This is a genomic window from Ruegeria sp. CDSA241 (assembly GCF_059611265.1).
Genome location: NZ_JBXWPF010000002.1, coordinates 261,560 through 286,123, shown reverse-complemented (window position 1 = coordinate 286,123; position 24,564 = coordinate 261,560). Strand labels below are relative to the sequence as shown.

The following is a 24,564-nucleotide window of genomic DNA, read 5'->3' as shown; positions in this document are numbered from 1 at the left end:
GTTAAAAGCAACGTGAACAGCAAACGCTGCATTGCTGGGTTATACTTGACCGGGACGCTTTCGATCAGTTCGGACAGGCGTTGGGGATCGCTGTTCTGCCACATGTCGACAGGCAATCCTGTGACAGTCGAAGCAACCAGGCCCAGGGGTTGTGACAATGCCTGAAGTGGGGTCACAAGAACATCGGGCTGACCGCCGGGCTGCGCCACGGGTGGCTCAAGCAAAACCGTCCCCGGAAGGTTTTCCGGAGGATTGGCCAGCCATTCGATAACAGAAAGGGGTTCCTGCTGCGCCTGCGCTGTTCCTGCAAGAAACAGTGCAACCACCGCCACTTTATTCGACATTCAGTATTACCGGCTCCCTGACCTCGCTTTGCGGCGCAGAGAAATCTGCACCAAAAAACTCACCCAGGTAGACATATCCCACCAGCCCGATGAAACACAGGCAAATCAGATATATCAGGAACTTGATCAGACGGCCCATGGTCAAACGCTGCCTCAATTTTCTCTTTTGCCCAAGTTATAACTGGCATTTTTCCTAAGATCACGTCATTCACGATGAAATGAGCGAAATTAAGCATAACACCCATGCGGCATCTGCCGTTTCGGACTATACACTGCACAAAACAGTGGTGCTTGTAGGTATGATGGGGGCCGGAAAGACCGCCGTAGGCCGCGCTTTGGCCGCTCGGTTGGGGGTTCCTTTCCTCGATAGCGATGCCGAAATCGAATCAGCGGCCAACATGACCATCCCCGAGATATTCGAGCGTGATGGCGAAGCCTTTTTTCGCAGCAAGGAAAGCCAGGTCATCGGGCGGCTTTTGGTCGAGGAAAAAGGTATCCTTTCTACCGGCGGCGGTGCCTTTATGACCGAACAAAACCGCGACATGATCACTCAACGCGGGGTGTCCGTTTGGTTGCGCGCCGATTTGGGTGTGTTGTGGAACCGCGTTCGCCACAAGGATACGCGCCCGCTTTTGCGCACCGAAAACCCGTTCGCGACCCTTCGTGCATTGTACGATCAGCGTGTTCCGATCTATGAACGCGCCGATCTGGCGGTTTCGTCCGACGGGGATGTCTCGATTGAAGATATGGTAGAGCGTGTCGTCAAAGCTCTGATGACGCGACCTGATGTTTTGGAACGGAAATAGATGCACCAAACCGTACATGTTGAGCTTGGGGATCGGTCCTATGATGTTGAGATCGGCCCCGATCTGCTGATGCAGGCCGGTCAGCGCATAGCGCCTTTGCTGCCGCGACCCAAAGTAGCGGTTCTGACCGATGAAAACGTGGCGAGCCTGCATCTTGACGCGTTGCGGGATGGGTTGGCCAGCGCAGGGATCGAAATGTCCGCATTGGCGCTGCCCGCGGGCGAAGCCACCAAAAGCTGGCCGCATTTTGAGCGTGCAGTCGAATGGCTGTTGGCCGAGAAAATCGAGCGGCGTGATGTGGTGGTTGCGTTCGGAGGTGGGGTTATAGGTGATCTCGCCGGATTTGCCGCGGCCGTTTTGCGCCGGGGCGTACGGTTTGTTCAGATACCAACTTCGCTGCTAGCGCAGGTCGACAGTTCGGTCGGCGGCAAAACCGGGATCAACGCACCGCAGGGCAAGAACCTGATTGGCGCATTTCATCAACCCTCACTGGTGCTGGCGGATACTTCGGTTCTGGGCACAATGACCGACAGGGATTTCCTGTCCGGTTATGGTGAGGTCGTAAAATACGGGCTGTTGGGGGATGCAGCATTCTTTGAATGGCTCGAGGGCAATGGCCCCGATGTCTCGGGCGGGGATATGGCCGCGCGGGTTCGGGCCGTCACCCGATCCGTTCAGATGAAAGCCGACATCGTCGCTCGTGATGAGACCGAGCAGGGGGATCGCGCCCTGCTGAATCTCGGGCATACGTTCTGTCATGCGCTTGAGGCTGCGACCGGGTATTCTGATCGTTTGCTGCATGGTGAAGGCGTTGCGATTGGATGCGCACTGGCATTCGAACTGTCGGCGCGACTTGGTTTATGTTCGCAAGAGGACCCAAGCCGGGTTCGGGCACATCTGCATGCGATGGGCATGAAAACCGACATTTCCGATATCCACGGGGATTTGCCCGACGCCGAAGCGCTGGTCGAGCTGATGGCGCAGGACAAGAAGGTTATCGATGGCCAACTGCGTTTCATTCTAGCCCGAGGCATCGGGCAGGCATTTGTCACGTCGGATGTTCCGCGGGATGCGGTTTTGAGTGTCCTCAAGGACGCGCTGGGTTGATCAACGTCCGCGAATGATCATTAACTCGCCAATATTTTCACGGGTAATATAGCCGACCATTTGATCTGACCGCGTGCAGACGGCAACTGCGGGGGCACCCCCGTGGAACTGTTTCAGAACCGCTTCCAATCCGCTGCTCAGGGTCACTGTCGGGATATCCTCAACCATGATTGAACTGGCCAATTCTGACCGGGGAATATCTTTGGCGAGAGCAGCAAACAGCCGGTCGCGCGTGACAAAGCCCTGCAGTTTCCCTGTTGCATCCAACAATGGAAATTCATGCTGAGTGGTGTGAATGACCGCTTGAGCGGCGGTCGCAAGCGTGTCGCTTGGCGATAGGGCGTGAAACTCGGTGATCATGGCGTCGCGGGCCAGAACCTGACGCGCCACTGATCGCATTGCGACGTCCTGGCTTTCTGCATTGGCGGCAACGAATACAAAAACCGCGATCAGAACCAACAACGGATTGCCTGTGCTTAGCCCCAGAAACCCCAATCCTACCGCCACTATCTGACCGGCAAATGCGGCAATGCGCGTGGCCTTGACCCGATCCATCCTCAGGCAGAGCAGTGCGCGAAAAACGCGTCCACCATCCATCGGGAATGCGGGGATGAGATTAAAGGCAGCCAGAAGAAGGTTCACATAGGCGAGGCGGTTCAATAGCCCGGTCTCGGGTGAATCAATATTGGCGAGTGTTTCAAATGGCATTCCTGCGCCCAAAAAGACGAGGATGATCCAGATGACGACGTTTACCGCAGGACCGGCCAAAGCCACCGATACCTCTTGCATGGGGTTCTCTGGCATCCGTTCCAATCGGGCAAGACCGCCGATCGGCAATAAAGTAATGTCCGGAGTTTTTATGCCATAGCGCCGCGCCATCAGCGCATGACCAAACTCATGCGCGACCACACATGCAAAAAGGGCAAGCACGAAAATCAGATTCCCGATCGCGGCCTGCATCCCTCCGGTAGAATAGGCAGCGAATCCAACCCATGCCAACAAGAGGAAAAAGGTGACATGGACCTTCAGTTCCGACCCCAAAAGTCGGCCGAGCGAGAAGGACCATGTCATGATGTGTCTCCGGTGTGCCTAGAACGGAATCTCGTCGTCGTCTATTCCACCAGATGCGGGTGCCGGGGCGCTGGATTGTCCGCCATAGGGGTCACCATAGCCACCACCTGCCTGGCCGCCACCGTAACCGCCGGATTGACCACCGCCACCGCCTTCTCCACGCGCATCCAGCAAAGTCAGCTCGCCGCGATAGGGGCGCAAAACCACCTCAGTGCTATAGCGGTCCTGACCGGACTGATCCTGCCACTTGCGGGTTTCCAGCTGACCTTCGATATAAACTTTGCTGCCCTTGCGCAGATATTGCTCGGCAATGCGGGCCAATGGTTCTGAAAAAATCGCGACCGAGTGCCATTCTGTCCGCTCGCGGCGTTCGCCGGTGTTGCGGTCTTTCCAGGTCTCGGAAGTGGCGATGCGCAGATTGCAGACCTTGCCACCGTTCTGGAACGACCGTACCTCGGGATCACGCCCCAGATTTCCCACCAGAATGACCTTGTTGACAGAACCCGCCATGTATTTCCCCGTTCTTAACTGACTTGAGTGCGCCCGAATCTGGCGCTGTGTATTTCTGAGACCCTATACGCCCTGAACCATGGTTGGAACATGGATCATGAGAAATGAACTGGTCGGGAGTTTGCACATAGAAAATTTACCATGCTTTCATTATTGGCTGAAATACATATACTCACTCGGGTTCGTGACAGTGCGGGACAGGCATTAATGCGTTTCAGATTTTGTTTTTTATCGGTTCTATGCTTTGCGTTGACCTGTGGACTCGCTGCGGCGGATACGCTGTCGACCAAAAGCCGTAAGGACATCTTTCTGAAGCAATCCAAATATTTGGACGGCCGTGCGGCCACCCAGTACCGCGATTCAGATCGGTTGAAGCCTAAGACGCCTCAACCACAATTCAGTAAGCGATATTCCGGCAACTATCGGGGTGAGTACCTGACGATGGCGCGGCAAGCGGCTCGTAAACACGCTGTTCCCGAAGAGCTGTTCCTGCGCCTTGTTCAGCAGGAAAGTGGATGGAATCCGCATGCCGTGTCACATAAAGGCGCGTTGGGTCTGGCCCAGTTGATGCCCGGGACCGCGCAATTATTGGGCGTGAACCCGCGCGACCCGAAACAGAATCTTGAAGGTGGGGCCAGGTATCTGTCCTGGCAATACCGCAAGTTCAAATCCTGGCGGCTTGCGCTGGCCGCCTATAACGCCGGACCTCAGGCTGTTGAAAAACACGGCGGCGTACCACCCTACAAGGAAACCCAGAATTACGTGAAGGTGATTTGGGGCGGTTAGGCCACCCGATGAATTGCCGGATCAACAGGTGATGCGGCTTGGCCAAATTAGCGCGTTCAGTGACAGGCTGCTTGCGGTCGTGTCGCTTAATTAGGGCGCCGGAACCACCTTACCGACGCCCTTGTTGCGTACCCAATCCCATTACTCAGCGGCGATTTTTATGACGGGTTCCATACGTGCCAGGATGTCGTCTGCCAGATGGCATTTGACCTGATGACCGTCTGCCAGGGTTTTCACGGGTGGGACATCTCTTTCGCAAAGACCGTTGGGGACTTCGGACTTCCAGCGACAGCGGGTCTGAAACGGACAGCCAGGAGGCGGGTTCATCGCTGATGGGATGTCGCCTTCCAAGACGATGTGCTGCTTCTCGACCGAGGTATCGGCGATGGGGACTGCGCTCAGCAGGGCTTCTGTATAGGGGTGATAGGGCGGCGCAAACACCTGATCAGTGGTGCCCAGCTCGACCACATGGCCCAGATACATCACCATCACCCGGTCGCTGAGATAGCGCACGATCGACAGGTCGTGGCTGATGAACAGCAGTGTGGTTTTGTGCTCGCGTTGGATCTCCATCAGCAGGTCGGTTACCGCCGCCTGCACCGATACATCCAGCGCCGAGACCGGCTCATCCGCCACCACGATCCGCGCATCCCCGGCAAAGGCCCGGGCGATGCCGACACGCTGTTTCTGACCACCCGACAGCTGTCGAGGCATCCGCTCGGCAAAGGCGCGGGGCAGTTTCACCAAGTCCAACAGTTCGAGCATCCGCTTCTTGCGCTCGGCTTCGGACTTACCGACGCCAAAGATTTCCAGAGCGCGGATGATCTGACGGCCCACGGTCATCGAAGGATTCAACGTGTCGAATGGATTCTGGAACACCATCTGAACCTCGCCCACCGTCTTGGCGTCGCGCTCTTCGATGGGCACGTCCTCGATATTGCGGTTGTCCAACAGGATCTGCCCGTCCGTGGCCGTCTCCAACCCCATAAGAACTTTGGCAAAGGTGGATTTGCCGCAGCCGGATTCGCCCACAATGGCGAGTGTCTCGGATTCATGCGCCTCAAAGCTCAGCGTTTCGTTGGCTTTGACTACCTTAGCTTCGCCGCCGCCGAACAGTGCATTTGCCGCAACCTCATAGTATTTCTTGAGATTTTCCATCTTTAGAACAACGCGGCCAATCTCACCTTTTTCCTTTTGGTCGGCCAGGGTGATGGGCGCGTTCCAGTCGATCTCCTGAAATTTCAGACAGCGGGTATGATGCCGGTCATTGCCTGGCACGGCCTCCATCAGAATGTTCTGCGCGTCACAGCGACCTTCCTCGAAATAGTCGCAGCGTGGGCCAAAGTTGCAGCCCGGAGGGCGCTCATGGGGCAGGGGGAAATTGCCCGGAATGGCCACCAGCGGGCGCGCGTTCTTGTCCGCACCCGGCAGTGGAATCGACCGGAAGAGCGCCTGCGTATAGGGGTGCTGCATTTCGTCGAACACATCCTTGATTGAGCCGCGCTCGACCGCTTCGCCGGAATACATCACGCACAGCCGGTCGCAGGTTTCCAGCACCAGCCCCAGATTGTGGCTGATGAACAGCATAGAGGTGCCGTATTTCTTGCCCAGATCCTTGACCAGCTCGACCACCGCGGCCTCGACGGTCACGTCAAGCGCGGTGGTGGGCTCGTCCAGGATCAGCAACGATGGCTTGGACATCAGCGCCATCGCGATCACGATGCGCTGTTGCTGGCCTCCCGACAGCTGGTGGGGGAAAGAATTCAGCATCCGTTCAGGGTCGGGCAGGCGTACATCGGTGACCACTTCCAGTGCACGGGCATAGGCCTCGTCCTTGCTGACGCCCTCGTGGATCATCGGTACTTCCATCAGCTGCCGACCGATCTTCATCGCGGGGTTCAGGCTGGCCATAGGTTCCTGATAGATCATGGCTATTTCATTGCCGCGAATATCGCGCAGCTCTTCGGCCGTCATCTCGGATAGGTCACGACCCTTGAACTTGATGGATCCGCCAACAACACGCCCGTTCTTGCCCAGATCCTGCATCACGCCCAACGCAACAGTGGATTTCCCGCACCCCGATTCCCCAACCAGCCCCACAGCTTCACCAGGCTGCACGCTGACCGAAAAATCCATCACTGCAGGGATCTCGCGCAACCGCGTGAAAAACGAAATCGACAGCTTGTCGATCTCCAATATCGGGCCCTCATAGGACGCAAGTTTGGTCATCTGTGTTGCTCCTCACCAGATCCCGGGGATCCCCTTCATCTGGCCAAAAATACCTCGGGGGTCCGGGGGCAGGGCCCCCGGCCGCTCATACATCAGTCCTTCAGACTTTCTTCGCGCAGGCCATCAGCCAACAGGTTCAACCCAAGAACCAGTGTCAACAGCGCCAGCGCAGGTGGCAGGGCAGGGTGCAGATAGATCGACAAGAGCTTGCGCCCTTCGTTGATCGTCGACCCCCAATCGGGACTTTCGGGTGGTAGCCCGAGACCAAAGAATCCCAAGGTTCCCAAAAGGATGGTCGTATAGCCAATGCGCAGACAGAAATCGACGATCAGCGGCCCGCGCGCATTGGGCAGGATTTCCCAAAGCATGATGTACCATGGACCTTCACCACGGGTTTGCGCTGCGGCAACATAATCGCGGGTTTTGATGTCCAACGCCAGGCCACGCACGATACGGAATACCGTGGGTGAGTTTACGAAAACCACCGAAACGAACACGACCAGAATGCCGCCGGGGATATTGAACAGGTCCAAATAGGTGGGCAGTCCCCAGATGTTGTAGCTGTTGGTTTCGATGATGTAGCCGTCTGTTGAAATCAGAGACAGATAGAGCCACATCGCGATACCCAACACTCCGATCAGTAGAGGTGTGCGGAAATTGGGCCGCGTATAGAACCGCGAATTCAGCAGGACGCAAAGAAACAGGATCGGAAAGACGAACAACACCGCTGCCATATAGTTCGGCACACCGGTTGCCACGATCTCGGGCGTGACCAGCAGATAGAACAGCAGGATTACCGGGAAGGCCAGGATCAGGTTTGCCAGGAAGGACAGGAACGTGTCCAGACGTCCGCCATAAAACCCCGCAGGCAGGCCCAGAGTAATCCCGACCATGAAGGCAAATATGGTTGCCATCGGTGCGATCTGCACCACGATCCATGCCCCTTTGACCATCCGGCTGAACACATCGCGGGCCAGATTGTCCCCACCCAGCAGATACCAGGAATATGTTCCGTCCTCAGTGCTGGGCATTGGAGTTCCGGGCAACTTGTTCTTCATACCTGAAACTTGCGCCAGCGGATCATGCGTAACGATCAGGTCCAGCGCACCAAAAATGCCGGTAAAGACCCAGAACATCACAAGGCCAAAACCGATCATGCCGATGGGGCTGTCAAACAGTTTGCCGTAAAGGCCCAGCTTGCGCTTGAAGGCGATCGACATTGCGAACAGGATGATCAGCGACATCCAGACAGGTAAAAACTGCCGAGAGATCGCTCCGATAATCCCGGCGCTTGTCCCCATCAAAATGCCAAGCACCACATATGCCAGACACAGCGCGACGCAGGCGAAAAAGCTGTATCTCAGCGCGATCTGCGTCAGGCCGCGCAGGCCGGTATCTGCATTGATTGTGCCGTCGATATTCACGACGACCGGCGTTTCGGGCAACACGATGCTGCCCAAGATCCAGACGATGATTGATACCCCTAGTGCAACCAGTGCGATCATCAGCAAGGGGTTCAGAATGGCGATAGAGCCGGTCCAGGTAAGTGGTTCCATGTTCTGTCCCTCCTTACGAAATTCGGATGCGTGGGTTGAGGTAGACATAGCCGATATCCGAGATCAGCTGCGTTACCAGCACCACAAAGACCGACACGACCGAAATCGCCAGCAGCAGCTGGATGTCGTTATTGCCTGCTGCCTGAACCAGCGCCCAGCCGAACCCTTTATAGTTAAACAGGGTCTCGACGATCACCACGCCGTTCAGCAGCCAGGGAAACTGCAGCATGATGACTGTGAACGGTGCGATCAGCGCGTTTCGCAGCGCGTGCTTCATGACAATATTCGGGAAGGAAACACCTTTGAGCCGCGCGGTACGGATATATTGCGCCGTCATCACCTCGGTCATCGAGGCGCGGGTCATACGAGCGATATAGCCCATCCCGTAGAGAGCAATAGTCAGTACCGGTAGGAAGAAGTTTTCAAAGGTCGGGTTCTCCATCGCCTGTGTCGCGGTGCCTTTGAACCATTTCAGGCCAACGGCGGACGAAGTGAAGATTGCGATAAAGATCACGCCCGACACATATTCCGGGGTCGCTGTCGTCGTGATGGCGAATGTTGAAAGGGTCCGGTCGGTGGCCGATCCTTCTTTCATACCCGCAAGCACCCCAAGGATCAGCGCCGAAGGGACCATCAGCAACATAACCCAAAGCATCAGCCGACCGGTTAGGGCCAACCGGGTGCCAACAACTTTCGAAACTTCCTCTTTAAAAACAGAGGAGTACCCCCAGTATCCCTGCAGGATGCCACAGAAGCTTGGCGAGCTTTCTGCGGTTTCACCGGGCAGGATACATCTTCCTTGTACGCTGCCGTCTTCGTTGGTGTGCCGATAGGATGGCAGCACGCCCAACCACTCGCCGTATTTGATCGGCGTCGGCTGCAGATACCCGTTTTTCAGAAGATAGCTTTCAACCTGTTCGTCGGACATCCGAAAATTGCCCTGTGTTTTGGCAAGCTTTTCGAGGTTTGGATACAGGTTGGTGAGGAAGAAGACCAAGAATGTCAGGCACAAAGCTGTGATGAGCATGATGCCGACACGCTTTAGAATGAATAGTCCCATATTAGCCCCTGTTGGTGGCCAGTGCAGGTGTCAAAAGCCCCACACTTCGCTGTTTTTTGGTCGCCACGATACGGACGAAAAAGCCGCGCCCAATCGGCGCGGCTTGTATCTGTCGGCTTAGGAAAGAACGCCGAACTTATAGATTTGTGGCAGGTCGGCGATGTGCTTTTCAACCCCAACCATATTATCGCGGTGGTGACGCATCGCCGTCCGCCAATAGGGTTGGATGGTCACGCCTTCTTCGATCATGATCGCCTGCAGCTTGGCCATGACTTCGCGACGCTTGTCGACATCCGCGATCGAGTTTGCCTCGGCCAGAAGCGCGTCGAACTCGTCATTGGCGAAACCAGCCTCGTTCCAGGCTACACCCGATTTGTAGGCCAGCGCCAGAACCTGCGTGCCCAGCGGGCGGTGGTTCCAGTTGGTCGACGAGAAGGCGTATTTCGTCCAGTCGTTCCAGAAAGTCGAACCCGGAAGAACCGTATGACGTGCCTTGATGCCAGCATCGTTCAACTGAGCTACCACGGCCGCGGTCGTGTTGCGGCGCCAGTCGTCGTCGATGGACTGAACCTCATGCTCGAAGTCACCCATTCCGGCCTCGTCCATCAGCGCTTTGGCCGCTGCGGGATCAAAGGGCAGGCGGGTTACAGCGGAATCATGTTCCGGGTGCATCGGGCCAACATGGCAGTTGTCGGCAGGAATGCCGTATCCCGACATGCCCAGCTCCAGGCAGACAGCGTTGTCGACGGCCATGGCCAGGGCCTGCCGCACACGTTTGTCGGCGTAGATCTTGTTGCCGTCGGCATCTTCGGCCAGCTGGTTCGGGCGGATGACGATTGTAAAGCCCGATGGAATCTCGGACCGTGTCAGGCCGATGCTGTCAAAGATGTCTACGAATTCGCCGACCGACTCCCAGTTCATGTCGATCTCTTCGGCCTCATAAGCAGCCAGGAAGGCCGCAGGGTCGGTGCCGTAGTCGATGAATTCGATCCGATCGATATAGCCACCTTTGCCCGCAGCATATCCCCACCAGTCGTGCTCTTCATTGCGGACCAGTACACCCTTTACGCCCACTTCGTGGCTTTCAGGGATCATGAAGCCAGTGCCAATCGGGTTGGCCAGCATATTGTTGGGATCGTGGCTGCTGTGCACGATGGCTGCGGGGTAGTCAGCCATACCAGGAATGATCGTGATATCGGGCGTGTTGCAAGTCAGCTTGACCGTGTGATCATCGACCACAGTGATTGCACCTTCACCCGCTTTCTGGGTTGCCTCGTCAACCAGGGATGACATGCGCGATGCCATCGAGTTCCCCTCGACTGCCGCGTCACACCACATTTCGATATTGCGGGCGACATCCGCTGCGGTGAAGTCATCACCATTGTTCCACTTGACGCCTTTGCGAACGTTCAGCGTGTGCTCAGTCGCGTCATCGTTTGATTCCCAGCTTTCCAGCAACATCGGCTTGAACGAACCGTCATTGTTGTATTCGACCAGATATTCCAGCCATCCAGCCGTGAAGGTCGCAATTTGCGTCCAGTCATAAGTACGTGGATCTTTCAGGGCGCGCACTTCCATCTGATAGCGGATAGTTCCACCGCGCGGTGGCTCTTGTGCTTGTGCCGGAGACGCCAGGCCGATCATTCCATAGGCGGCGGGGACGGTAACCCCCAATGCCGTCACGCGCGCCAAAAACTCGCGGCGGCTTAGTTGCCCGTCGCGGTACTCTTGCGCGTGCATTTCCGCGGCACGATGGATCGGCGCTCCGGTAATGGTTTGGTGTTTCATTAATGTCTCTCCCTGTGACATCGATTTTGATGAAGTAGCTCTGAACCGCTCAGACCGGTTGGTGTCAGGCAGCAGGTTCGTGTGTTTTTTTTTGGATATGCAGCATCCCCATGGCGTCATTCGGCACCAGATTTCCCATGAGGTCAATGTCGGAAATCGTCATCAACTGCACAAAAGCGACATTTTGAGGCCGAAGTTTCCGTCATCGCGGATGCTTAATCTGTGCTCCGGGTAATTCAAATAAGTGACCGCCAATCAGATTCGATCACTTCGAACCTGCGGCTGTTGTCTTGAAAATGTGTTTGTAACGACCTTAAGTATCACTTTGATAAATCAGCGCGAATCCAGTTTCTCATGCGTGCGCGAAACCACGTGCGCTGACGTTTGGCAAATTGACGGGTCGAGATTGTGGCACGCTCGCGCGCGTCATCCAGTGTGATACGGCCTTCAAGATAGGCTACCAACTCGGGAACGCCGATGGCCTTGAAAGACGGCAGCGAGGCGTCATACCGGTTTCGCATCGCCTCAACTTCTTCCAAAGCACCACTTTCCAGCATCAGGTCAAACCGGCGCCTGATCCGATCCAATAGCCATTCTTTGTCGACATCAAACACAATGGGCACGGCGTCTTGCGGGTTCAGGACCGGAGGAGGGGTGTCGGCTTGCCAGTCCCGCAAGCTGCGCCCGGTGGCTTGCTGAACTTCCCACGCACGTTGAACGCGGGCGCGATTCCGGGTGTCAATCCCGGCCAGGGTTTTAGCATCGACCCCATCAATCAGTGTAGCTAGGTCCAGTTGATCCGCGGCAGCCCGAACTTTGGTCGGAGTCGCCGGGATATCGGCCATACCTTCGGTCAGGGCAGAAAAATACAAACCTGTACCGCCCACAATGATGGGGCGCTTTCCGCCGGACAGCAATGGCTTGACCTCGCGCAACCAGTGGCCAGTCGAATAGTCCTGATCATAAGGCACATGACCATAAAGCAGATGCGGCGCGCGGGCTTCTTCCTCGGCGGAGGGACGCGCCGAGATCACGCGCCAGCAATCATAAACCTGGCTTGCATCTGCATTGACGATCACGCCGCCGAACGTTTCGGCGATCTTCAGCGCCAATGCTGATTTCCCCGATGCGGTGGGCCCAGCGATCAAGACGGGTTTGTCGTCAGGAATAGGGGGAAGGCGGTCCCAAATCTGCGTCATATTGGCATTGGCCATTCAGGTTGCCTCATTCCTTATGATCCGCATTGAACCCGCGGAGCTTTTGCTTCATTTTGCGCCGGAATTAAACCCGTGCCAGCCCGGAGCGCAATATGACCCTTTCCCCCACAACCGACACTGTCGATACGACCAAGGCGAAATACAGCCGTGTGATGCTGAAGATTTCGGGCGAGGCGCTGATGGGAGATCAGGGTTTTGGCCTGCATCCCCCCACCGTTCAGCGCATCGCGCAAGAGGTAAAGTCGGTGCATGACCTTGGGGTCGAGATCTGCATGGTCATCGGCGGTGGCAACATCTTCCGCGGCCTCAGCGGTTCAGCCCAGGGGATGGAACGGACGACGGCGGATTACATGGGTATGCTGGCTACGGTCATGAATGCGCTTGGCATGCAATCGGCGCTTGAGGAGGTTGGCGTATTTACTCGTGTGATCTCGGCCATTCGTATGGATGAGGTTTGCGAGCCTTACATCCGCCGCCGCGCTGTCCGGCATCTGGAAAAGAAACGGGTCTGCATCTTTGCCGCTGGAACAGGGAATCCGTATTTCACCACAGATACCGCAGCGACACTGCGCGCCAATGAGATGGCTTGCGAGGCGATCTTTATGGGTAAGAACGGCGTGGACGGTGTCTATGACAAAGACCCCAAAGAACATTCGGATGCGGTGCGTTATGACTCGGTCAGCTACGATGACGTGTTGGCAAAGCGGCTGAAAGTCATGGATGCATCGGCCATTGCGCTAGCGCGCGACAATAACCTGCCTCTGATCGTATTCGGATTGGATGAGCCGGGCGGTTTCCGCGGTATCCTGGCCGGTGAGGGAACCTACACAAAAGTTCAAGGCTGACACCCGAACGGTACTCATTTTCAAGGCTGGGCATGATTGCCCGGCTTTTTCTTTGGTTCAGGGCACAGTGTTCTTGACGATGGCAAAAGCTGTGGGCAATTTGTCAGCGTACTTGCGCGGCAAAGGCGCAGGTTCTGCGGGCACCTGAACGTGTCGGCTGGGCTGGAAGACCTGCCATGATTTCTGAGGGTTCCGAAATCATGCTCGGGCACCTCTTGGATAGGCAAGCATGATCAAGGAGGCACGTGCCATGAGCACTCTGGATATCAATTTCGTTCGGTCGCAGTTCCCAGCTTTTTCCGAACCCAGCCTAAAGGGACAGGCATTTTTCGAAAATGCTGGTGGATCATATACTTGCAAGCCGGTGCTTGATCGTTTGACGCGCTATTACACCCAGCGCAAGGTTCAGCCCTATGCCCCCTATGATGCCAGCCGTCTGGCCGGAGAGGAAATGGACGAGGCCCGCGCCCGGATGGCTGCGATCATGGGTGTGGATGCAGATGAACTGAGCTTTGGCCCGTCGACCACGCAGAACACCTATGTTCTGGCGCAGGCATTCCGACAGTGGATGCAGCCGGGTGATGCGATTGTCGTGACAAATCAAGATCATGAGGCCAATTCGGGGCCTTGGCGCCGTCTTGCTGATGAGGGCATAGAGGTTCGCGAATGGCAGATAGACCCCGAATCCGGGTCTCTGAACCCGCAGGATCTTGAGGACATTCTGGACGAAAAGGTGCGTCTGGTCTGTTTTCCGCATTGTTCGAACGTGGTCGGGGAAATCAATCCGGTTACCGAGATAACTGCGATTGCACATGCGGCTGGCGCGTTTGTCTGCGTCGACGGTGTCTCTTACGCGCCGCATGGATTTCCGAATGTCGGTGATCTGGGACCGGATATCTATCTGTTTTCGGCGTATAAAACCTATGGTCCTCATCAGGGGTGCATGGTGATCCGCCGGGCATTGGGTGAGCTGTTGCCCAATCAGGGGCACTATTTCAACGGCGATGTTCTTTATCAACGCTTTACCCCTGCAGGGCCGGATCACGCACAGATCGCCGCCAGCGCGGGAATGGCGGATTACGTCGATCTATTATGCGAACATCATGACGGACCCGGAACTGGTGCTGCAGCGCGGGGGGCGTTTGTCCACGACCTGATGCGCGGGCACGAGATCGCCCTGCTACAACCGGTTCTGGATGCGGTTAAAGATCGCAATGCAGTCCGTCTGATCGGAACCTCTGATGCCTCGCGGCGTGCGCCAACGGTCGCGCTGGCGCTGAACCGAAATGCTGAATCTGTTGCTGCCAATCTTGCCTCGCATGGGGTTATGGCCGGTGGCGGCGATTTCTATGCCGTGCGTCCTTTGCAGGCCATGGGTGTGGATCTGGGTGAAGGTGTTTTGCGAGTCAGCTTTACGCATTACACATCGAAACGGGAAATTGATCAGCTTTTGAATGCGTTGGACGCAGTTTTGTGATCCAGTTCTGACACTGCTGCGTAGAAAGGTAAACAATACGGAGCAGTCATGGGACCCAAGAGCCCGCCGATAATTATGTGGTTCCGACAGGATTTGCGACTGTCGGACCATCCTGCACTCAGCGCTGCTTCGGCAACGGGGAGGCCAGTTATTCCGGTCTATATTTTCGACGATCTCGGGCAGGCCTTGGGTGCGGCTCCTAAATGGCGCCTCGGCAATGGCCTTGAGGTGTTTGACCGTGCGTTGGCGCAGTTGGGAAGCCGTCTGATCTTGCGGCGCGGGGATGCATTGGAGGTTCTGCAAAACCTGATCAAGGAAACCGGATCCACCGAGGTCTATTGGTCTCGGGCTTACGATCCGGACACGATTGCCCGAGATACAAGTATCAAGACGGCTCTGACCAAATTGGGCGTACAGCCCAAATCGTTTTCCGGGCACCTGCTTTTTGAGCCCTGGACCGTCCAGACCAAGACCGGAACGCCTTTTCGCGTGTTTACACCAATGTGGCGATCGGTACAGAAACGCGAGGTTCCATTCCCACATGCGCGACCCGCCGCGCTGACCCCGCCGAAGGAATGGCCGCATACAGATACTCTGGAGTCGTGGGGATTGGCCGCGGGAATGAACCGCGGGGCATCAGTTTGCGCCCGATATGTTCAGCCAGGGGAAGACGCAGCGTTCAAAACGCTCCATCGGTTCTTGGAACGGCTTTCGGGGTATCCCGAAGCCCGGGATCAGCTGGCCGAGGATGGAACGTCGGGCATTTCCGAATATCTATCGCTGGGTGAGATTGGACCACGTAGCGTCTGGCACGCCCTTCAGGGCGCAGAGATGTTCGGCATGTCCGGTACCGAAGCCTATTTGCGGCAGTTGGTTTGGCGTGAATTTGCCTATCATTTGATGTTCCATACGCCTCATTTGTTAAGCAACAACTGGAAACCGGAATGGGATCAGTTCCCTTGGGGCCAAAACGCCTCTAGCCCCGAGATCATTGCTTGGAAGCAGGCAAGGACAGGCATTCCCGTGGTCGATGCTGGGTTGCGACAGATGTACGTCACAGGTCGCATGCACAATCGCGCCCGGATGATTGTCGCCAGTTATTTGACCAAACATCTGATGGCGCACTGGAAAATCGGTATGGGCTGGTTTTCCGATTGCCTGACCGATTGGGATCCGGCCTCAAATGCGATGGGTTGGCAATGGGTTGCTGGGTCCGGCCCAGATGCGTCCCCGTTTTTCCGTATTTTTAACCCCGAGGCGCAGCAAAAAAAATATGATCCCTATTGCGACTATGTGCGGAAATGGGTGGCCGAAGGACAGTCAAACCCGCCCTCGAGCGCACTTGATTATTTTGAAGCCATTCCCTGCAAGTGGGGTCTTGATCCGTCTGCGCCATACCCAAACCCTGTTGTGGGTTTGGCCGAAGGGCGCGCGCGTGCCTTGTCGGCCTATGAGGGCCGAAAAAGCCGGTAAAGAACTGAAAACTTGCCAGAAACACAAACTCGTTTTAGCCTTCTACAACAACCGCACAGGGGAGAGCGGATGGTTCTAACTACAATCGAAGGGCAGACAGACCTGCCAAGATATTTTGCACATGTTCTGAATATGCTGAACCAGATGGAGCAGGGGCAGCTTGATATTGCCTTGCCAGACGGTCGTGTATTTCGCACCGAAGGCAAACGCCCTGGGCCTGTCGCACGGGTCGATATTCACAATCCGGACGTATTTGCACGACTTATCCGGGAGGGTGAGCTGGGGTTTTCAGACGGATATCTGGAAGGCGATTGGAGTACACCAGATCTGCGTGCCTTCATGGATCTAGTGCATCTGGGTACCGAGACCGTGTACGACGATTTCACCGGGAAATTTCTGGTACAGGCCTATGAACGCTTGCGCTTTTGGCTGCATCGAAACAACCGCCGACAGGCTAAAAAGAATATCTCTTATCATTACGATTTAGGTAATGAATTCTATGGGTTATGGCTAGATGATACCATGACCTATTCCAGTGCCTTGTTCGAAACCGGACAGGAAAGCTTGGAAAAGGCACAAACCGCTAAATACGCCAGTCTGGTTGATGAAATGGGTGCCAAACCCGGTGACCATATTCTGGAAATTGGCTGCGGATGGGGTGGTTTCGCCGAATATGCAGCAAAAGAGCGTGGCCTGCGGGTCACAGGCTTGACGATCAGCAGGGAACAGTTGAGCTTTGCCCGTCAACGCATTGAAAAAGAAGGACTTACAGATTTAGTTGATCTGAAGCTGCAGGATTATCGTGACGAACGGGGCCAATATGACGGGATCGCCTCTATTGAGATGTTCGAGGCGGTTGGTCAGAAATATTGGCCGGTCTATTTCGACACCATCCGTGATCGCTTAAAACCTGGCGCACAGGCAACGTTGCAAATCATTACCGTTGGCGATCATCGCTGGGATGTGTATAAGAATGGTGTTGATTTCATTCAGAAATATATCTTTCCGGGTGGGATGCTTCCGGCTCCGACAATTCTGCAGGAGCAGGTGGCGAATGCGGGTCTGACCGTGGTGAAGTCAAAAGAATTCGGCAAAAGCTATGATCTGACACTGCGCCGCTGGTACGAGACGTTCAATGACAAATGGGACGAGATTTCGGGAATGGGGTTTGATGAGCGTTTTCGCCGCATGTGGAATTATTATTTGACCGCTTGCGGCGCGGCCTTTGACACCGGCAACTGTGATGTGACACAGATCACCATAGCGAAACCTACTTAGTAAACGGACCTTTAGAATGCCCAGCGCCTCACGTCTTGTCGCAGCCCTTTGTCTGGCGGTGGTGGCATTTCTGGTTTCCAGCATGATCATAGCAAATGGTGAAGAAGGCAAAAGCTATGGCTACTTCACTGTCGTCAACATGGCCCTTGGGGTCGCGTGTGGTTGGAAAATCATGGGTAAGCGAACCGGCAAAGGGTGGACCGCTGCCGTCAATAACGGACTGACAGGCATTGCCTCGCTGGTGTTTTGGGGTCTTTTCGTTCAGGGCACCTATGAGATGTTCCGCTTGGCCATGCGCCACCGATATGACGGCCCGTTCGAGGCCCTTATGGCGATATTCAAGATTGGCGTTGGATATGGCGAACAGTTGTTAGCTCCGGAAATTCTGTGGACTTTGGCTATTGGCGCTCTTATCGCCGGTTTGGCGACGGAAGAAGCAAGCCGCCGCTGGCGCTAGCACCCAAATACCAACGCGAGATACCCTTGTGAACGATCTGTTTTTCTATGGCACGCTTCGGCATCTGCCACTGCTGCAACTGGTGCTTGGCCGTCCGCTGTCACGCCTGACTTTGTCAGAGGCCAAGCTGAAGGATCACGCGATTTACAGCGTGCGCGACGAGGCATTTCCGATGATCCAGCCAGAACGTGGGGGCGTTGCGGATGGCCTTCTGGTTCAGGGCCTCGAACCCGAGGATTTCAGGCGACTGATTTTCTATGAAGGGGGGTTTGATTATGATCTGCAGCTGAAGCCCGTTGAACTGCCCGATGGCTCTGTTGTCGAAGTCAGCGTGTTCTTTCCCGAGCCTGACCTGTGGTCGCCCAGTGAGCTATGGTCCTTGCAGGACTGGGCAGACGCGTGGGCGGATCTGACCCTAACCGCCGCGCAAGAGGTCATGGGCTATTACGGCAAGGCCGATGCCGTCAAGATCGCGCGCAGTTTTCCGTCGATCCGAACCCGCGCCTGGGCCAAGCTGGGTGCACGCAAACGCGGAACCGGTGACGCGCGTGATCCGAAGAAGGATGTGATCGTACACGAGCATACCCATGCCTATATTGACTATTTCGGCATGCAGGAGGTTCAGCTTCAACACCGAAGGAATGACGGCACGATGGGGTCGGTGCTGAACCGCAATGGATTGATGCAGGGCAGTGCTGTGGTGGTTCTGCCATATGATCCGGGGCGTGATGCGGTGCTTTTGGTTGAACAATTTAGGACGCCAGTTTTCCTGATCGAAGACCCCGAGCCGTGGATGTGGGAACCCGTTGCAGGCATGATTGACCCCGGTGAAACGCCGCAACAGGCTGCGCGGCGTGAGGCGATGGAAGAAGCCCAGATCAACCTCAAGTCGCTTGAATTTGCCGGAGAGGCCTATTCGTCCAGCGGATCGTCCACCGAATACGTCTATCTTTACGTAGGGTTGGCCGATCTTGAGAAAACGATAGACGATGGCGGGTTGGCCTCGGAAGGTGAGGATATCCGCACCAAAATCATTCCCTATGCTCAGTTCATGGATCAAGTCGACGGGCATGGGTTCAAGGATTTGCCGCTATTGTCACTGGCGCATTGGCTAGCTCGGAACAGAGACAGGCTGCGTGGGGCGTGATCGCGGCTTGTGGTTGTTGCGTAGCATCTGTAAATCTTCGTTGATACGTAAAGAAATGAGGGCGCCATGCGCATTGCGAAAGACCTTGCCGACGCAGTAGGGAAAACTCCGTTGATCCGGCTGCGCCGTATCAGTGAGGAAACCGGGTGTGAAATTCTTGGCAAGGCCGAGTTCATGAATCCTGGTCAATCGGTCAAGGACCGTGCCGCTCTTTATATCATTCGCGATGCCATAGCACGGGGCGACCTGAAACCTGGGGGCACCATCGTTGAAGGCACCGCCGGAAACACCGGTATCGGTCTGGCGCTTGTCGGGGCGTCGATGGGCTTCAAGACCGTGATCGTGATCCCGGAGACCCAGTCCGAAGAAAAGAAAGACATGCTGCGTCTTGCGGGTGCACAGTTGGTTCAGGTCCCGGCAGCGCCGTACCGCAACCCGAACAACTTTGTACATTACTCTCGCCGTCTAGCTGAAGAACTGGCGCAGACGGAACCCAATGGCGCAATCTGGGCCAATCAGTTCGACAACGTCGCCAACCGTCAGAGCCATGTCGAGACCACCGGCCCCGAGATCTGGGAGCAAACCGGCGGTAAGGTCGACGGCTTTGTTAGTGCGGTTGGTTCAGGTGGCACGTTGGCCGGTGTGGCCGAGGCCCTGCAGCCCAAAGGCGTCAAGATCGCATTGGTCGATCCGATGGGGGCCGGGTTGTATTCCTATTACAAAACCGGTGAGATCGCGATGGAGGGAAGCTCGATCGCGGAAGGTATTGGGCAGGTGCGGATCACCAAGAACCTTGAGGGGTTCAAACCGGATTTCGCCTATCAGATGACGGATAACGAAGCGTTGCCCTATATCTTTGACCTTCTGCGCGACGAAGGTCTGGTCATGGGCGGATCGACCGCCATCAACATGGCTGGCGCCGTGCGCCTGGCCAAGGATCTGGGTCCGGGCCATACCATTGTTACCATCCTGTGTGATTATGGCACGCGCTATCAATCCAAGCTGTTCAACCCGGAATTCCTGCGCGAAAAAGAATTGCCTGTTCCTGATTGGATGACCGAGGCGCCGCGTAGCATTCCGGGCGTTTTCGAGGACGTATGATGTTGCGGCAGGTCCGCCTGTTTCTGGCCCTTGTTTCACTTTTGTTTGCAGTTCTGTCTGGTCCTGCAACGGCACAGCTTTCGGATCGGCAAAGTGACTACTATCAGGGCTGGGTGAAAACGGCGGATCGGGCCGAAGATGTGATCGAGGCCAATCGGGCCTCGAACGCTTCGCTGGAAAATCTGCGATCGGAAATTCATACCTATCGAGATGTTTTCAACAGCGCGCGTGGTGCAAATACCGAACGTATCCAGACCCTGGAAAGCCAGATCAAGGCTTTGGGTCCCGGACCGGAAGGTGATGCAACCGAACCGGAAGACATTGCTACGCTGCGTTCACATCTTGAAAACCAACTGAACGCGCTGCGGGTGCCGCATATCATTTCCGACGAGGCCTTCAGTCGCGCCAACGGACTGATCGCAGAAATTGACCAGATCCTGCGAAATAGGCAGAAAAAAGAGCTGTTGGAGCGCGGCCCATCGCCACTGAACCCCAGCTATTGGCGGCCAGCCTGGGTTGACCTGACTGAAGCGGGCCGAAGCCTTTTCAACGAGGCTGTGCAGAACTACCAAACGGACGTGGTGCATGAGCAGCTTCGCAAACAGGGGCTTGGAATTCTTTTGCTGGTCTTTGTGGCCATTGTTTTGCTGGGCTATGGAAAACGTTGGTCCGAGGCTGCTGGGAACTATCTGCGTACCATAGGGGGGCAGGGAACTGGCGTATGGACATTCCTGACATCGCTGTTTCGGATAATTCTGCCATGGCTGGGTGTTTTGTTGCTGGTAAAAGCCGTCGTCCTGACGGGGATATTGGGATTGCGGGGAACCCTTCTGATACAAAACGTACCGTTCTGGGCGGCCATTGTTCTGTACTACGACTGGATTGGTCGTCAGGTCTATGTAATGCAGCAGGCGCGGGGTTTCAGAAAGCTCTCGCCAAAGCGGATCACCGAGCTTCGAATCTACCTGGATCTGCTTGCCGTTTTTCTCATTTTGCATGATCTTGGGAACCTTTTCGAACAGATCGAGAATACTTCGGATGCGACGCGCGCGGTTGTGGGCTTCCCAGTTATTCTTGCAACTGCTCTGGTTCTGTTGCGTGCGCGGCAGATACGGCTTGCCGAGGTGCAGGCAGAACCTGATGGCAATGCCCGTGGAACCGGGGTCATCCAGCTGGTCGAATTCTTGCGCCGAGCATTGTTCCTGTTGGGAGTTGTCAGCCCAGTTCTGGCCGCCATCGGTTATAACAACGCTGCTGAGGCCATTGTTTTTCCAGCGGTAAAATCGTTGATCCTGATTGCCGCACTGATCATCCTTCAACGATTCCTGACTTCGGTTTATGGATTGATAACCCGCAAGGGTGAGGCAGCCCGAGACACATTGTTTTCGGTTCTGATTGGCTTTGCCATGGCCATTTTGGCCCTGCCGGTTCTGGCGCTGATCTGGGGCGCACGCGAGACCGATTTGTTAGAGGCATGGTCGCGGCTTCTTTTGGGATTCGACATTGGGGGCGTGACAGTCTCGCCCACTAATTTCTTTACTTTTCTGGTGGTTTTCCTGATCGGATACGGACTGACACGCGCCCTGCAGGGTGGGTTGCGGACCTCTTTGCTACCAAAGACGAGCATTGATCCCGGTGGTCAAAACGCGATTGTTTCAGGGACGGGGTATGTCGGTATCTTCCTGGCAGCCTTGGTCGCCATCATGGTTGCGGGTTTCGATCTGTCGTCCCTGGCCATCGTGGCCGGGGCGCTCTCTGTCGGGATCGGATTTGGTCTGCAAACCATTGTCTCGAACTTTGTGTCCGGCATTATTCTTTTGGTCGAACGTCCGATCTCAAAAGGCGATTGGATCGACGTAAACGGGATGATGGGATATGTGCGCGACATCTCGGTACGCTCGACCCGGATTGAGACCTTCGATCGAACAGATGTCATTGTCCCAAACTCGGACCTGATCAGCGGTGTTGTCACCAACTATACCCGTGGAAATACGATCGGACGCGTCATTGTCCCGGTCGGGGTGGCCTATGGTACCGATACCCGCGTAGTCGAGACAATCCTGGGCGAAATCGCAAACGCACATCCGATGGTATTGGCGAATCCGGCACCCAACGTTGTGTTTCAGGGGTTCGGTGCGGATTCTCTGGACTTTGAAATCCGCGCCATTTTGCGGGATGTGAATTGGGTTCTTTCGGTGAAGTCCGACATGAACCATGAGATCAATCGCCGCTTTGTCGAGGAGGGGATCGAGATACCGTTTGCTCAGCGTGATGTCTGGCTGCGAAACCCCGAGGCTCTTCAATCGTCAGATAACGCGCAAATGCCCCCATCTGAGCCTGTTTCAGAGACAAAAGCGCCCCCGGCCTCTTCGCCCGCCGAATTGACCGAGGCTGATCTTTCCGACGGTGATGGTGACGAACCCTGAGGCAAGTTCGGGCCTGAAACGAGCCAGAGAATTTTACACTAATCGGGCCTTGCAAATCCCCAGGCGATAGTCCAAATAACGCCCGCACGGAGAGGTGGCCGAGTGGTCGAAGGCGCACGCCTGGAAAGTGTGTAGGCGGGAGACCGTCTCCAGGGTTCGAATCCCTGTCTCTCCGCCACAACACCAGCTCTTGTCTTGGACGCTTAGGTGTTTCACATCTCAGACATTGTTTTGGAGCCCCCCAGCAAAAAAGGCTCGGTAAGCGATTCACATAACCCATGTTGAGCGAATTCATCCAATTTAGATGGCCCAGAATTACTGTTTCTTGCAGGCAAGGGAATTTCAGGATGCGAGGCAGTCAAACTGTTGGGTAGGGCCTATTCCTGTGTCGGTTGGGTAACTACAGGTGAAAACTCGGCGCTCGGCTTGTTCGCTGATGCGTCTGTTGAGATATCAATACATCTACAACGCCAAGTGAACGTTATTCCTTGGCTGGTCCGTTTTGCGATAGGTGCGCCGTAAAATCGCGCCCGGAGGTTAGATGTTACTGTCTGTCGTCATTCCATGCATGAACGAAGAGGAGTCGATCCCCTTACTGGTGGAGCGCCTGATCGCTGCGACTGAACAGTGGAACGCCGAATCCGAGATTATTCTGGTGGATGATGGGTCTAATGACGAAACATGGCGCGCAATCTGTGCCCAAAGCGAGTTTCATCCGCGTATTCGCGGTTTGAAGCTATCGGGTAACCGCGGTCACCAGATCGCTCTGACAGCGGGGTTGAATGCAGCCCAAGGGCAGCGGATATTCATGTTGGATGCCGATCTGCAAGACCCGCCGGAGCTTTTGTCGGACATGATGGCGATGATGGATCAGGGTTATGATGTGGTTTATGGGCGTCGGAGTGAGCGAAAAGGCGAAAGTTGGATTAAGAAAGTAACAGCTCATGGTTTCTACCGCATATTGAATCGGCTTTCGGACGTACCCATTCCAAATGACACGGGCGATTTCCGGCTTGTCAGCCGTCGGGCGCTGGATGCGGTTCTGAGTATGCCGGAACGCGCGCGGTTCGTTCGGGGCATGTTCGCTTGGGTTGGTTTTCGTCAAATCGGGATCGAATACATCCGCGACCCACGGATCGCGGGCGAGACCAAATACCCGATGTCCAAGATGATCCGCTTTGCGCTTGATGCACTGGCGAGTTTTTCGATCAAACCGCTGCAGATCGCCACACGAATGGCCTTTCTGACACTGATTATCGCCGCGCTGATGGCGGTCTACGTCTTTTGGTCCTTGATCCTTTACAACGCGGTTGCGGGTTGGGCGTCGACGGTTCTGGTGATCAGTTTCTTCTCGGGTATCCAGCTATTGACGCTTGGAATCATGGGGGAATATCTCGGACGTCTGTATATCGAGGCCAAAAACCGACCACTCTATTTTGTAGATCAAGAGACCTCAGAGATTTCGGACCCCATAGTAGAAGAGAAGACCGCGCAGAAATGAGCGAACGGCGCCGCATAATCCGGTTTGCCATCGTGGGCTTAGGCGTGGCTGGTTACTACATGCTGGCCTATCTGGGCCTGTTGCGCGTGTTTCATTCGCCTTGGATCGCCAATGCATTGGCTTTTGGGTCCGCAATCCTGATCCAATATATTGGGCAAACAGTCTGGACCTTCGGGCAGGCGCTGGTGGTTCCTGCACAGTTTGGGCGGTTTCTTTGCATGGTCGGAATTGGGCTGCTGGTTTCAGCTGCGATTACCGGACTGGCCGGCCCTCGTTTTGGCCTGAGCGAAGCTGCCTCGGCCGCTGTCGTTGTAGTTGTTCTGCCTGTGATCAACTTCGCGTTCCTACGGTTATGGGTCTATAAACCGCAGAATTCAACCTAGAG

The 24,564-nt window shown here is 55.6% G+C and carries 21 protein-coding genes, 1 tRNA gene and 1 pseudogene; 14 read left to right on the top strand and 9 right to left on the bottom strand.

The window, feature by feature from the left end; all coding sequences use genetic code 11:
- A pseudogene (locus tag AC2FJV_RS03520) lies at window positions 1-344 on the bottom strand (hypothetical protein); the annotation flags it as partial.
- Window positions 334-483: a hypothetical protein gene (locus AC2FJV_RS03515; RefSeq protein WP_185956616.1), complete on the bottom strand. Its 150-nt coding sequence runs from the start codon at window positions 481-483 to the stop codon at window positions 334-336. The gene AC2FJV_RS03515 and the pseudogene AC2FJV_RS03520, both read right to left, overlap by 11 nt.
- 79 nt (window positions 484-562) lie before the next feature.
- Here AC2FJV_RS03515 and AC2FJV_RS03510 point away from each other — a divergent pair, with 79 nt between their 5' ends.
- Both AC2FJV_RS03510 and aroB read left to right on the top strand, forming a co-directional pair.
- Window positions 563-1,150 carry a shikimate kinase gene (locus AC2FJV_RS03510; RefSeq protein WP_281994724.1) on the top strand — a complete coding sequence of 196 codons (588 nt, stop codon included), beginning with the start codon at window positions 563-565 and terminating at the stop codon, window positions 1,148-1,150.
- Window positions 1,151-2,257 carry a 3-dehydroquinate synthase gene (gene aroB / locus AC2FJV_RS03505; protein ID WP_496693257.1) on the top strand — a complete coding sequence of 369 codons (1,107 nt, stop codon included), beginning with the start codon at window positions 1,151-1,153 and terminating at the stop codon, window positions 2,255-2,257.
- Here aroB and AC2FJV_RS03500 read toward each other — a convergent pair whose 3' ends face one another.
- Together AC2FJV_RS03500 and ssb are read right to left on the bottom strand one after the other, a co-directional pair.
- Window positions 2,258-3,328, bottom strand: coding sequence for a site-2 protease family protein (locus tag AC2FJV_RS03500; protein WP_271946697.1), 1,071 nt, complete (start codon window positions 3,326-3,328; stop codon window positions 2,258-2,260). It lies immediately after the preceding gene.
- 18 nt (window positions 3,329-3,346) lie between these two features.
- Entirely contained in the window at window positions 3,347-3,838 is a 492-nt protein-coding gene (gene ssb, locus AC2FJV_RS03495; protein ID WP_271946699.1) for a single-stranded DNA-binding protein, read from the bottom strand.
- A 207-nt stretch (window positions 3,839-4,045) separates the two neighbouring features.
- Here ssb and AC2FJV_RS03490 point away from each other — a divergent pair, with 207 nt between their 5' ends.
- Entirely contained in the window at window positions 4,046-4,624 is a 579-nt protein-coding gene (locus tag AC2FJV_RS03490) for a lytic transglycosylase domain-containing protein (protein WP_496712633.1), read from the top strand.
- Between the two features lie 141 nt (window positions 4,625-4,765).
- Here AC2FJV_RS03490 and AC2FJV_RS03485 read toward each other — a convergent pair whose 3' ends face one another.
- From AC2FJV_RS03485 to miaA, 5 genes are all read right to left on the bottom strand, one after another.
- The gene (locus tag AC2FJV_RS03485) at window positions 4,766-6,853 is read right to left on the bottom strand and encodes a dipeptide ABC transporter ATP-binding protein (protein WP_496687732.1); all 2,088 of its coding nucleotides are present in this window, start codon (window positions 6,851-6,853) and stop codon (window positions 4,766-4,768) included.
- Window positions 6,854-6,945: 92 nt separating this feature from the next.
- Window positions 6,946-8,409 (bottom strand): ABC transporter permease, encoded by a 1,464-nt coding sequence (locus tag AC2FJV_RS03480; RefSeq protein WP_142634239.1) that lies wholly within the window; start codon window positions 8,407-8,409, stop codon window positions 6,946-6,948.
- Between the two features lie 13 nt (window positions 8,410-8,422).
- On the bottom strand, window positions 8,423-9,469 hold the full coding sequence (locus AC2FJV_RS03475; protein WP_142634237.1) for an ABC transporter permease: 1,047 nt from the start codon (window positions 9,467-9,469) through the stop codon (window positions 8,423-8,425).
- A 117-nt stretch (window positions 9,470-9,586) separates the two neighbouring features.
- Window positions 9,587-11,257, bottom strand: coding sequence for an ABC transporter substrate-binding protein (locus AC2FJV_RS03470; protein ID WP_142634235.1), 1,671 nt, complete (start codon window positions 11,255-11,257; stop codon window positions 9,587-9,589).
- A 320-nt stretch (window positions 11,258-11,577) separates the two neighbouring features.
- The gene (gene miaA / locus AC2FJV_RS03465; protein ID WP_496712631.1) at window positions 11,578-12,471 is read right to left on the bottom strand and encodes a tRNA (adenosine(37)-N6)-dimethylallyltransferase MiaA; all 894 of its coding nucleotides are present in this window, start codon (window positions 12,469-12,471) and stop codon (window positions 11,578-11,580) included.
- 95 nt (window positions 12,472-12,566) lie between these two features.
- On the opposite strand from miaA, the gene pyrH reads away from it, so the two are divergent.
- From pyrH to AC2FJV_RS03410, 11 genes are all read left to right on the top strand, one after another.
- Window positions 12,567-13,319, top strand: a complete 753-nt coding sequence (pyrH, locus tag AC2FJV_RS03460) for a UMP kinase (protein ID WP_142634233.1) — start codon at window positions 12,567-12,569, stop codon at window positions 13,317-13,319.
- A 250-nt stretch (window positions 13,320-13,569) separates the two neighbouring features.
- Window positions 13,570-14,796 (top strand): aminotransferase class V-fold PLP-dependent enzyme, encoded by a 1,227-nt coding sequence (locus AC2FJV_RS03455; RefSeq protein ID WP_496687742.1) that lies wholly within the window; start codon window positions 13,570-13,572, stop codon window positions 14,794-14,796.
- Window positions 14,797-14,844: 48 nt separating this feature from the next.
- Entirely contained in the window at window positions 14,845-16,269 is a 1,425-nt protein-coding gene (locus AC2FJV_RS03450) for a cryptochrome/photolyase family protein (RefSeq protein WP_496712629.1), read from the top strand.
- 69 nt (window positions 16,270-16,338) lie between these two features.
- Window positions 16,339-17,547: a class I SAM-dependent methyltransferase gene (locus AC2FJV_RS03445; protein ID WP_496712627.1), complete on the top strand. Its 1,209-nt coding sequence runs from the start codon at window positions 16,339-16,341 to the stop codon at window positions 17,545-17,547.
- Between the two features lie 16 nt (window positions 17,548-17,563).
- Window positions 17,564-18,004 carry a TrgA family protein gene (locus AC2FJV_RS03440; RefSeq protein WP_142634225.1) on the top strand — a complete coding sequence of 147 codons (441 nt, stop codon included), beginning with the start codon at window positions 17,564-17,566 and terminating at the stop codon, window positions 18,002-18,004.
- A gap of 28 nt (window positions 18,005-18,032) precedes the next feature.
- Window positions 18,033-19,151 carry an NUDIX domain-containing protein gene (locus AC2FJV_RS03435; protein WP_496693252.1) on the top strand — a complete coding sequence of 373 codons (1,119 nt, stop codon included), beginning with the start codon at window positions 18,033-18,035 and terminating at the stop codon, window positions 19,149-19,151.
- A 66-nt stretch (window positions 19,152-19,217) separates the two neighbouring features.
- A complete protein-coding gene (locus AC2FJV_RS03430; RefSeq protein WP_142634220.1) occupies window positions 19,218-20,252 on the top strand; it encodes a cysteine synthase A in 1,035 nt (344 codons plus the stop codon).
- Window positions 20,252-22,678 carry a DUF3772 domain-containing protein gene (locus AC2FJV_RS03425; RefSeq protein WP_496712625.1) on the top strand — a complete coding sequence of 809 codons (2,427 nt, stop codon included), beginning with the start codon at window positions 20,252-20,254 and terminating at the stop codon, window positions 22,676-22,678. Before AC2FJV_RS03430 ends, AC2FJV_RS03425 begins: the two co-directional genes overlap by 1 nt.
- Before the next feature lie 88 nt (window positions 22,679-22,766).
- A tRNA-Ser gene (locus tag AC2FJV_RS03420) sits at window positions 22,767-22,856 on the top strand.
- 363 nt (window positions 22,857-23,219) lie between these two features.
- On the top strand, window positions 23,220-24,179 hold the full coding sequence (locus AC2FJV_RS03415; protein ID WP_496712623.1) for a glycosyltransferase family 2 protein: 960 nt from the start codon (window positions 23,220-23,222) through the stop codon (window positions 24,177-24,179).
- Complete coding sequence (locus AC2FJV_RS03410) at window positions 24,176-24,562, top strand: GtrA family protein (RefSeq protein ID WP_271946729.1); 387 nt, start codon at window positions 24,176-24,178, stop codon at window positions 24,560-24,562. Before AC2FJV_RS03415 ends, AC2FJV_RS03410 begins: the two co-directional genes overlap by 4 nt.
- Window positions 24,563-24,564: the final 2 nt, after the last annotated feature.

What these genes read in the sequence shown, in the direction of transcription:
- AC2FJV_RS03485 (WP_496687732.1), bottom strand. Translation starts at nt 6,853, where the DNA reads ATGACCAAACTTGCGTCCTATGAGGGCCCGATATTGGAGATCGACAAG.
- AC2FJV_RS03475 (WP_142634237.1), bottom strand. Translation starts at nt 9,469, where the DNA reads ATGGGACTATTCATTCTAAAGCGTGTCGGCATCATGCTCATCACAGCT.
- AC2FJV_RS03425 (WP_496712625.1), top strand. Translation starts at nt 20,252, where the DNA reads ATGTTGCGGCAGGTCCGCCTGTTTCTGGCCCTTGTTTCACTTTTGTTT.
- miaA (WP_496712631.1), bottom strand. Translation starts at nt 12,471, where the DNA reads ATGGCCAATGCCAATATGACGCAGATTTGGGACCGCCTTCCCCCTATT.
- AC2FJV_RS03490 (WP_496712633.1), top strand. Translation starts at nt 4,046, where the DNA reads ATGCGTTTCAGATTTTGTTTTTTATCGGTTCTATGCTTTGCGTTGACC.
- ssb (WP_271946699.1), bottom strand. Translation starts at nt 3,838, where the DNA reads ATGGCGGGTTCTGTCAACAAGGTCATTCTGGTGGGAAATCTGGGGCGT.
- AC2FJV_RS03445 (WP_496712627.1), top strand. Translation starts at nt 16,339, where the DNA reads ATGGTTCTAACTACAATCGAAGGGCAGACAGACCTGCCAAGATATTTT.
- AC2FJV_RS03450 (WP_496712629.1), top strand. Translation starts at nt 14,845, where the DNA reads ATGGGACCCAAGAGCCCGCCGATAATTATGTGGTTCCGACAGGATTTG.
- pyrH (WP_142634233.1), top strand. Translation starts at nt 12,567, where the DNA reads ATGACCCTTTCCCCCACAACCGACACTGTCGATACGACCAAGGCGAAA.
- AC2FJV_RS03455 (WP_496687742.1), top strand. Translation starts at nt 13,570, where the DNA reads ATGAGCACTCTGGATATCAATTTCGTTCGGTCGCAGTTCCCAGCTTTT.
- AC2FJV_RS03410 (WP_271946729.1), top strand. Translation starts at nt 24,176, where the DNA reads ATGAGCGAACGGCGCCGCATAATCCGGTTTGCCATCGTGGGCTTAGGC.
- AC2FJV_RS03510 (WP_281994724.1), top strand. Translation starts at nt 563, where the DNA reads ATGAGCGAAATTAAGCATAACACCCATGCGGCATCTGCCGTTTCGGAC.
- AC2FJV_RS03470 (WP_142634235.1), bottom strand. Translation starts at nt 11,257, where the DNA reads ATGAAACACCAAACCATTACCGGAGCGCCGATCCATCGTGCCGCGGAA.
- AC2FJV_RS03515 (WP_185956616.1), bottom strand. Translation starts at nt 483, where the DNA reads ATGGGCCGTCTGATCAAGTTCCTGATATATCTGATTTGCCTGTGTTTC.
- aroB (WP_496693257.1), top strand. Translation starts at nt 1,151, where the DNA reads ATGCACCAAACCGTACATGTTGAGCTTGGGGATCGGTCCTATGATGTT.
- AC2FJV_RS03500 (WP_271946697.1), bottom strand. Translation starts at nt 3,328, where the DNA reads ATGACATGGTCCTTCTCGCTCGGCCGACTTTTGGGGTCGGAACTGAAG.
- AC2FJV_RS03480 (WP_142634239.1), bottom strand. Translation starts at nt 8,409, where the DNA reads ATGGAACCACTTACCTGGACCGGCTCTATCGCCATTCTGAACCCCTTG.
- AC2FJV_RS03440 (WP_142634225.1), top strand. Translation starts at nt 17,564, where the DNA reads ATGCCCAGCGCCTCACGTCTTGTCGCAGCCCTTTGTCTGGCGGTGGTG.
- AC2FJV_RS03430 (WP_142634220.1), top strand. Translation starts at nt 19,218, where the DNA reads ATGCGCATTGCGAAAGACCTTGCCGACGCAGTAGGGAAAACTCCGTTG.
- AC2FJV_RS03415 (WP_496712623.1), top strand. Translation starts at nt 23,220, where the DNA reads ATGTTACTGTCTGTCGTCATTCCATGCATGAACGAAGAGGAGTCGATC.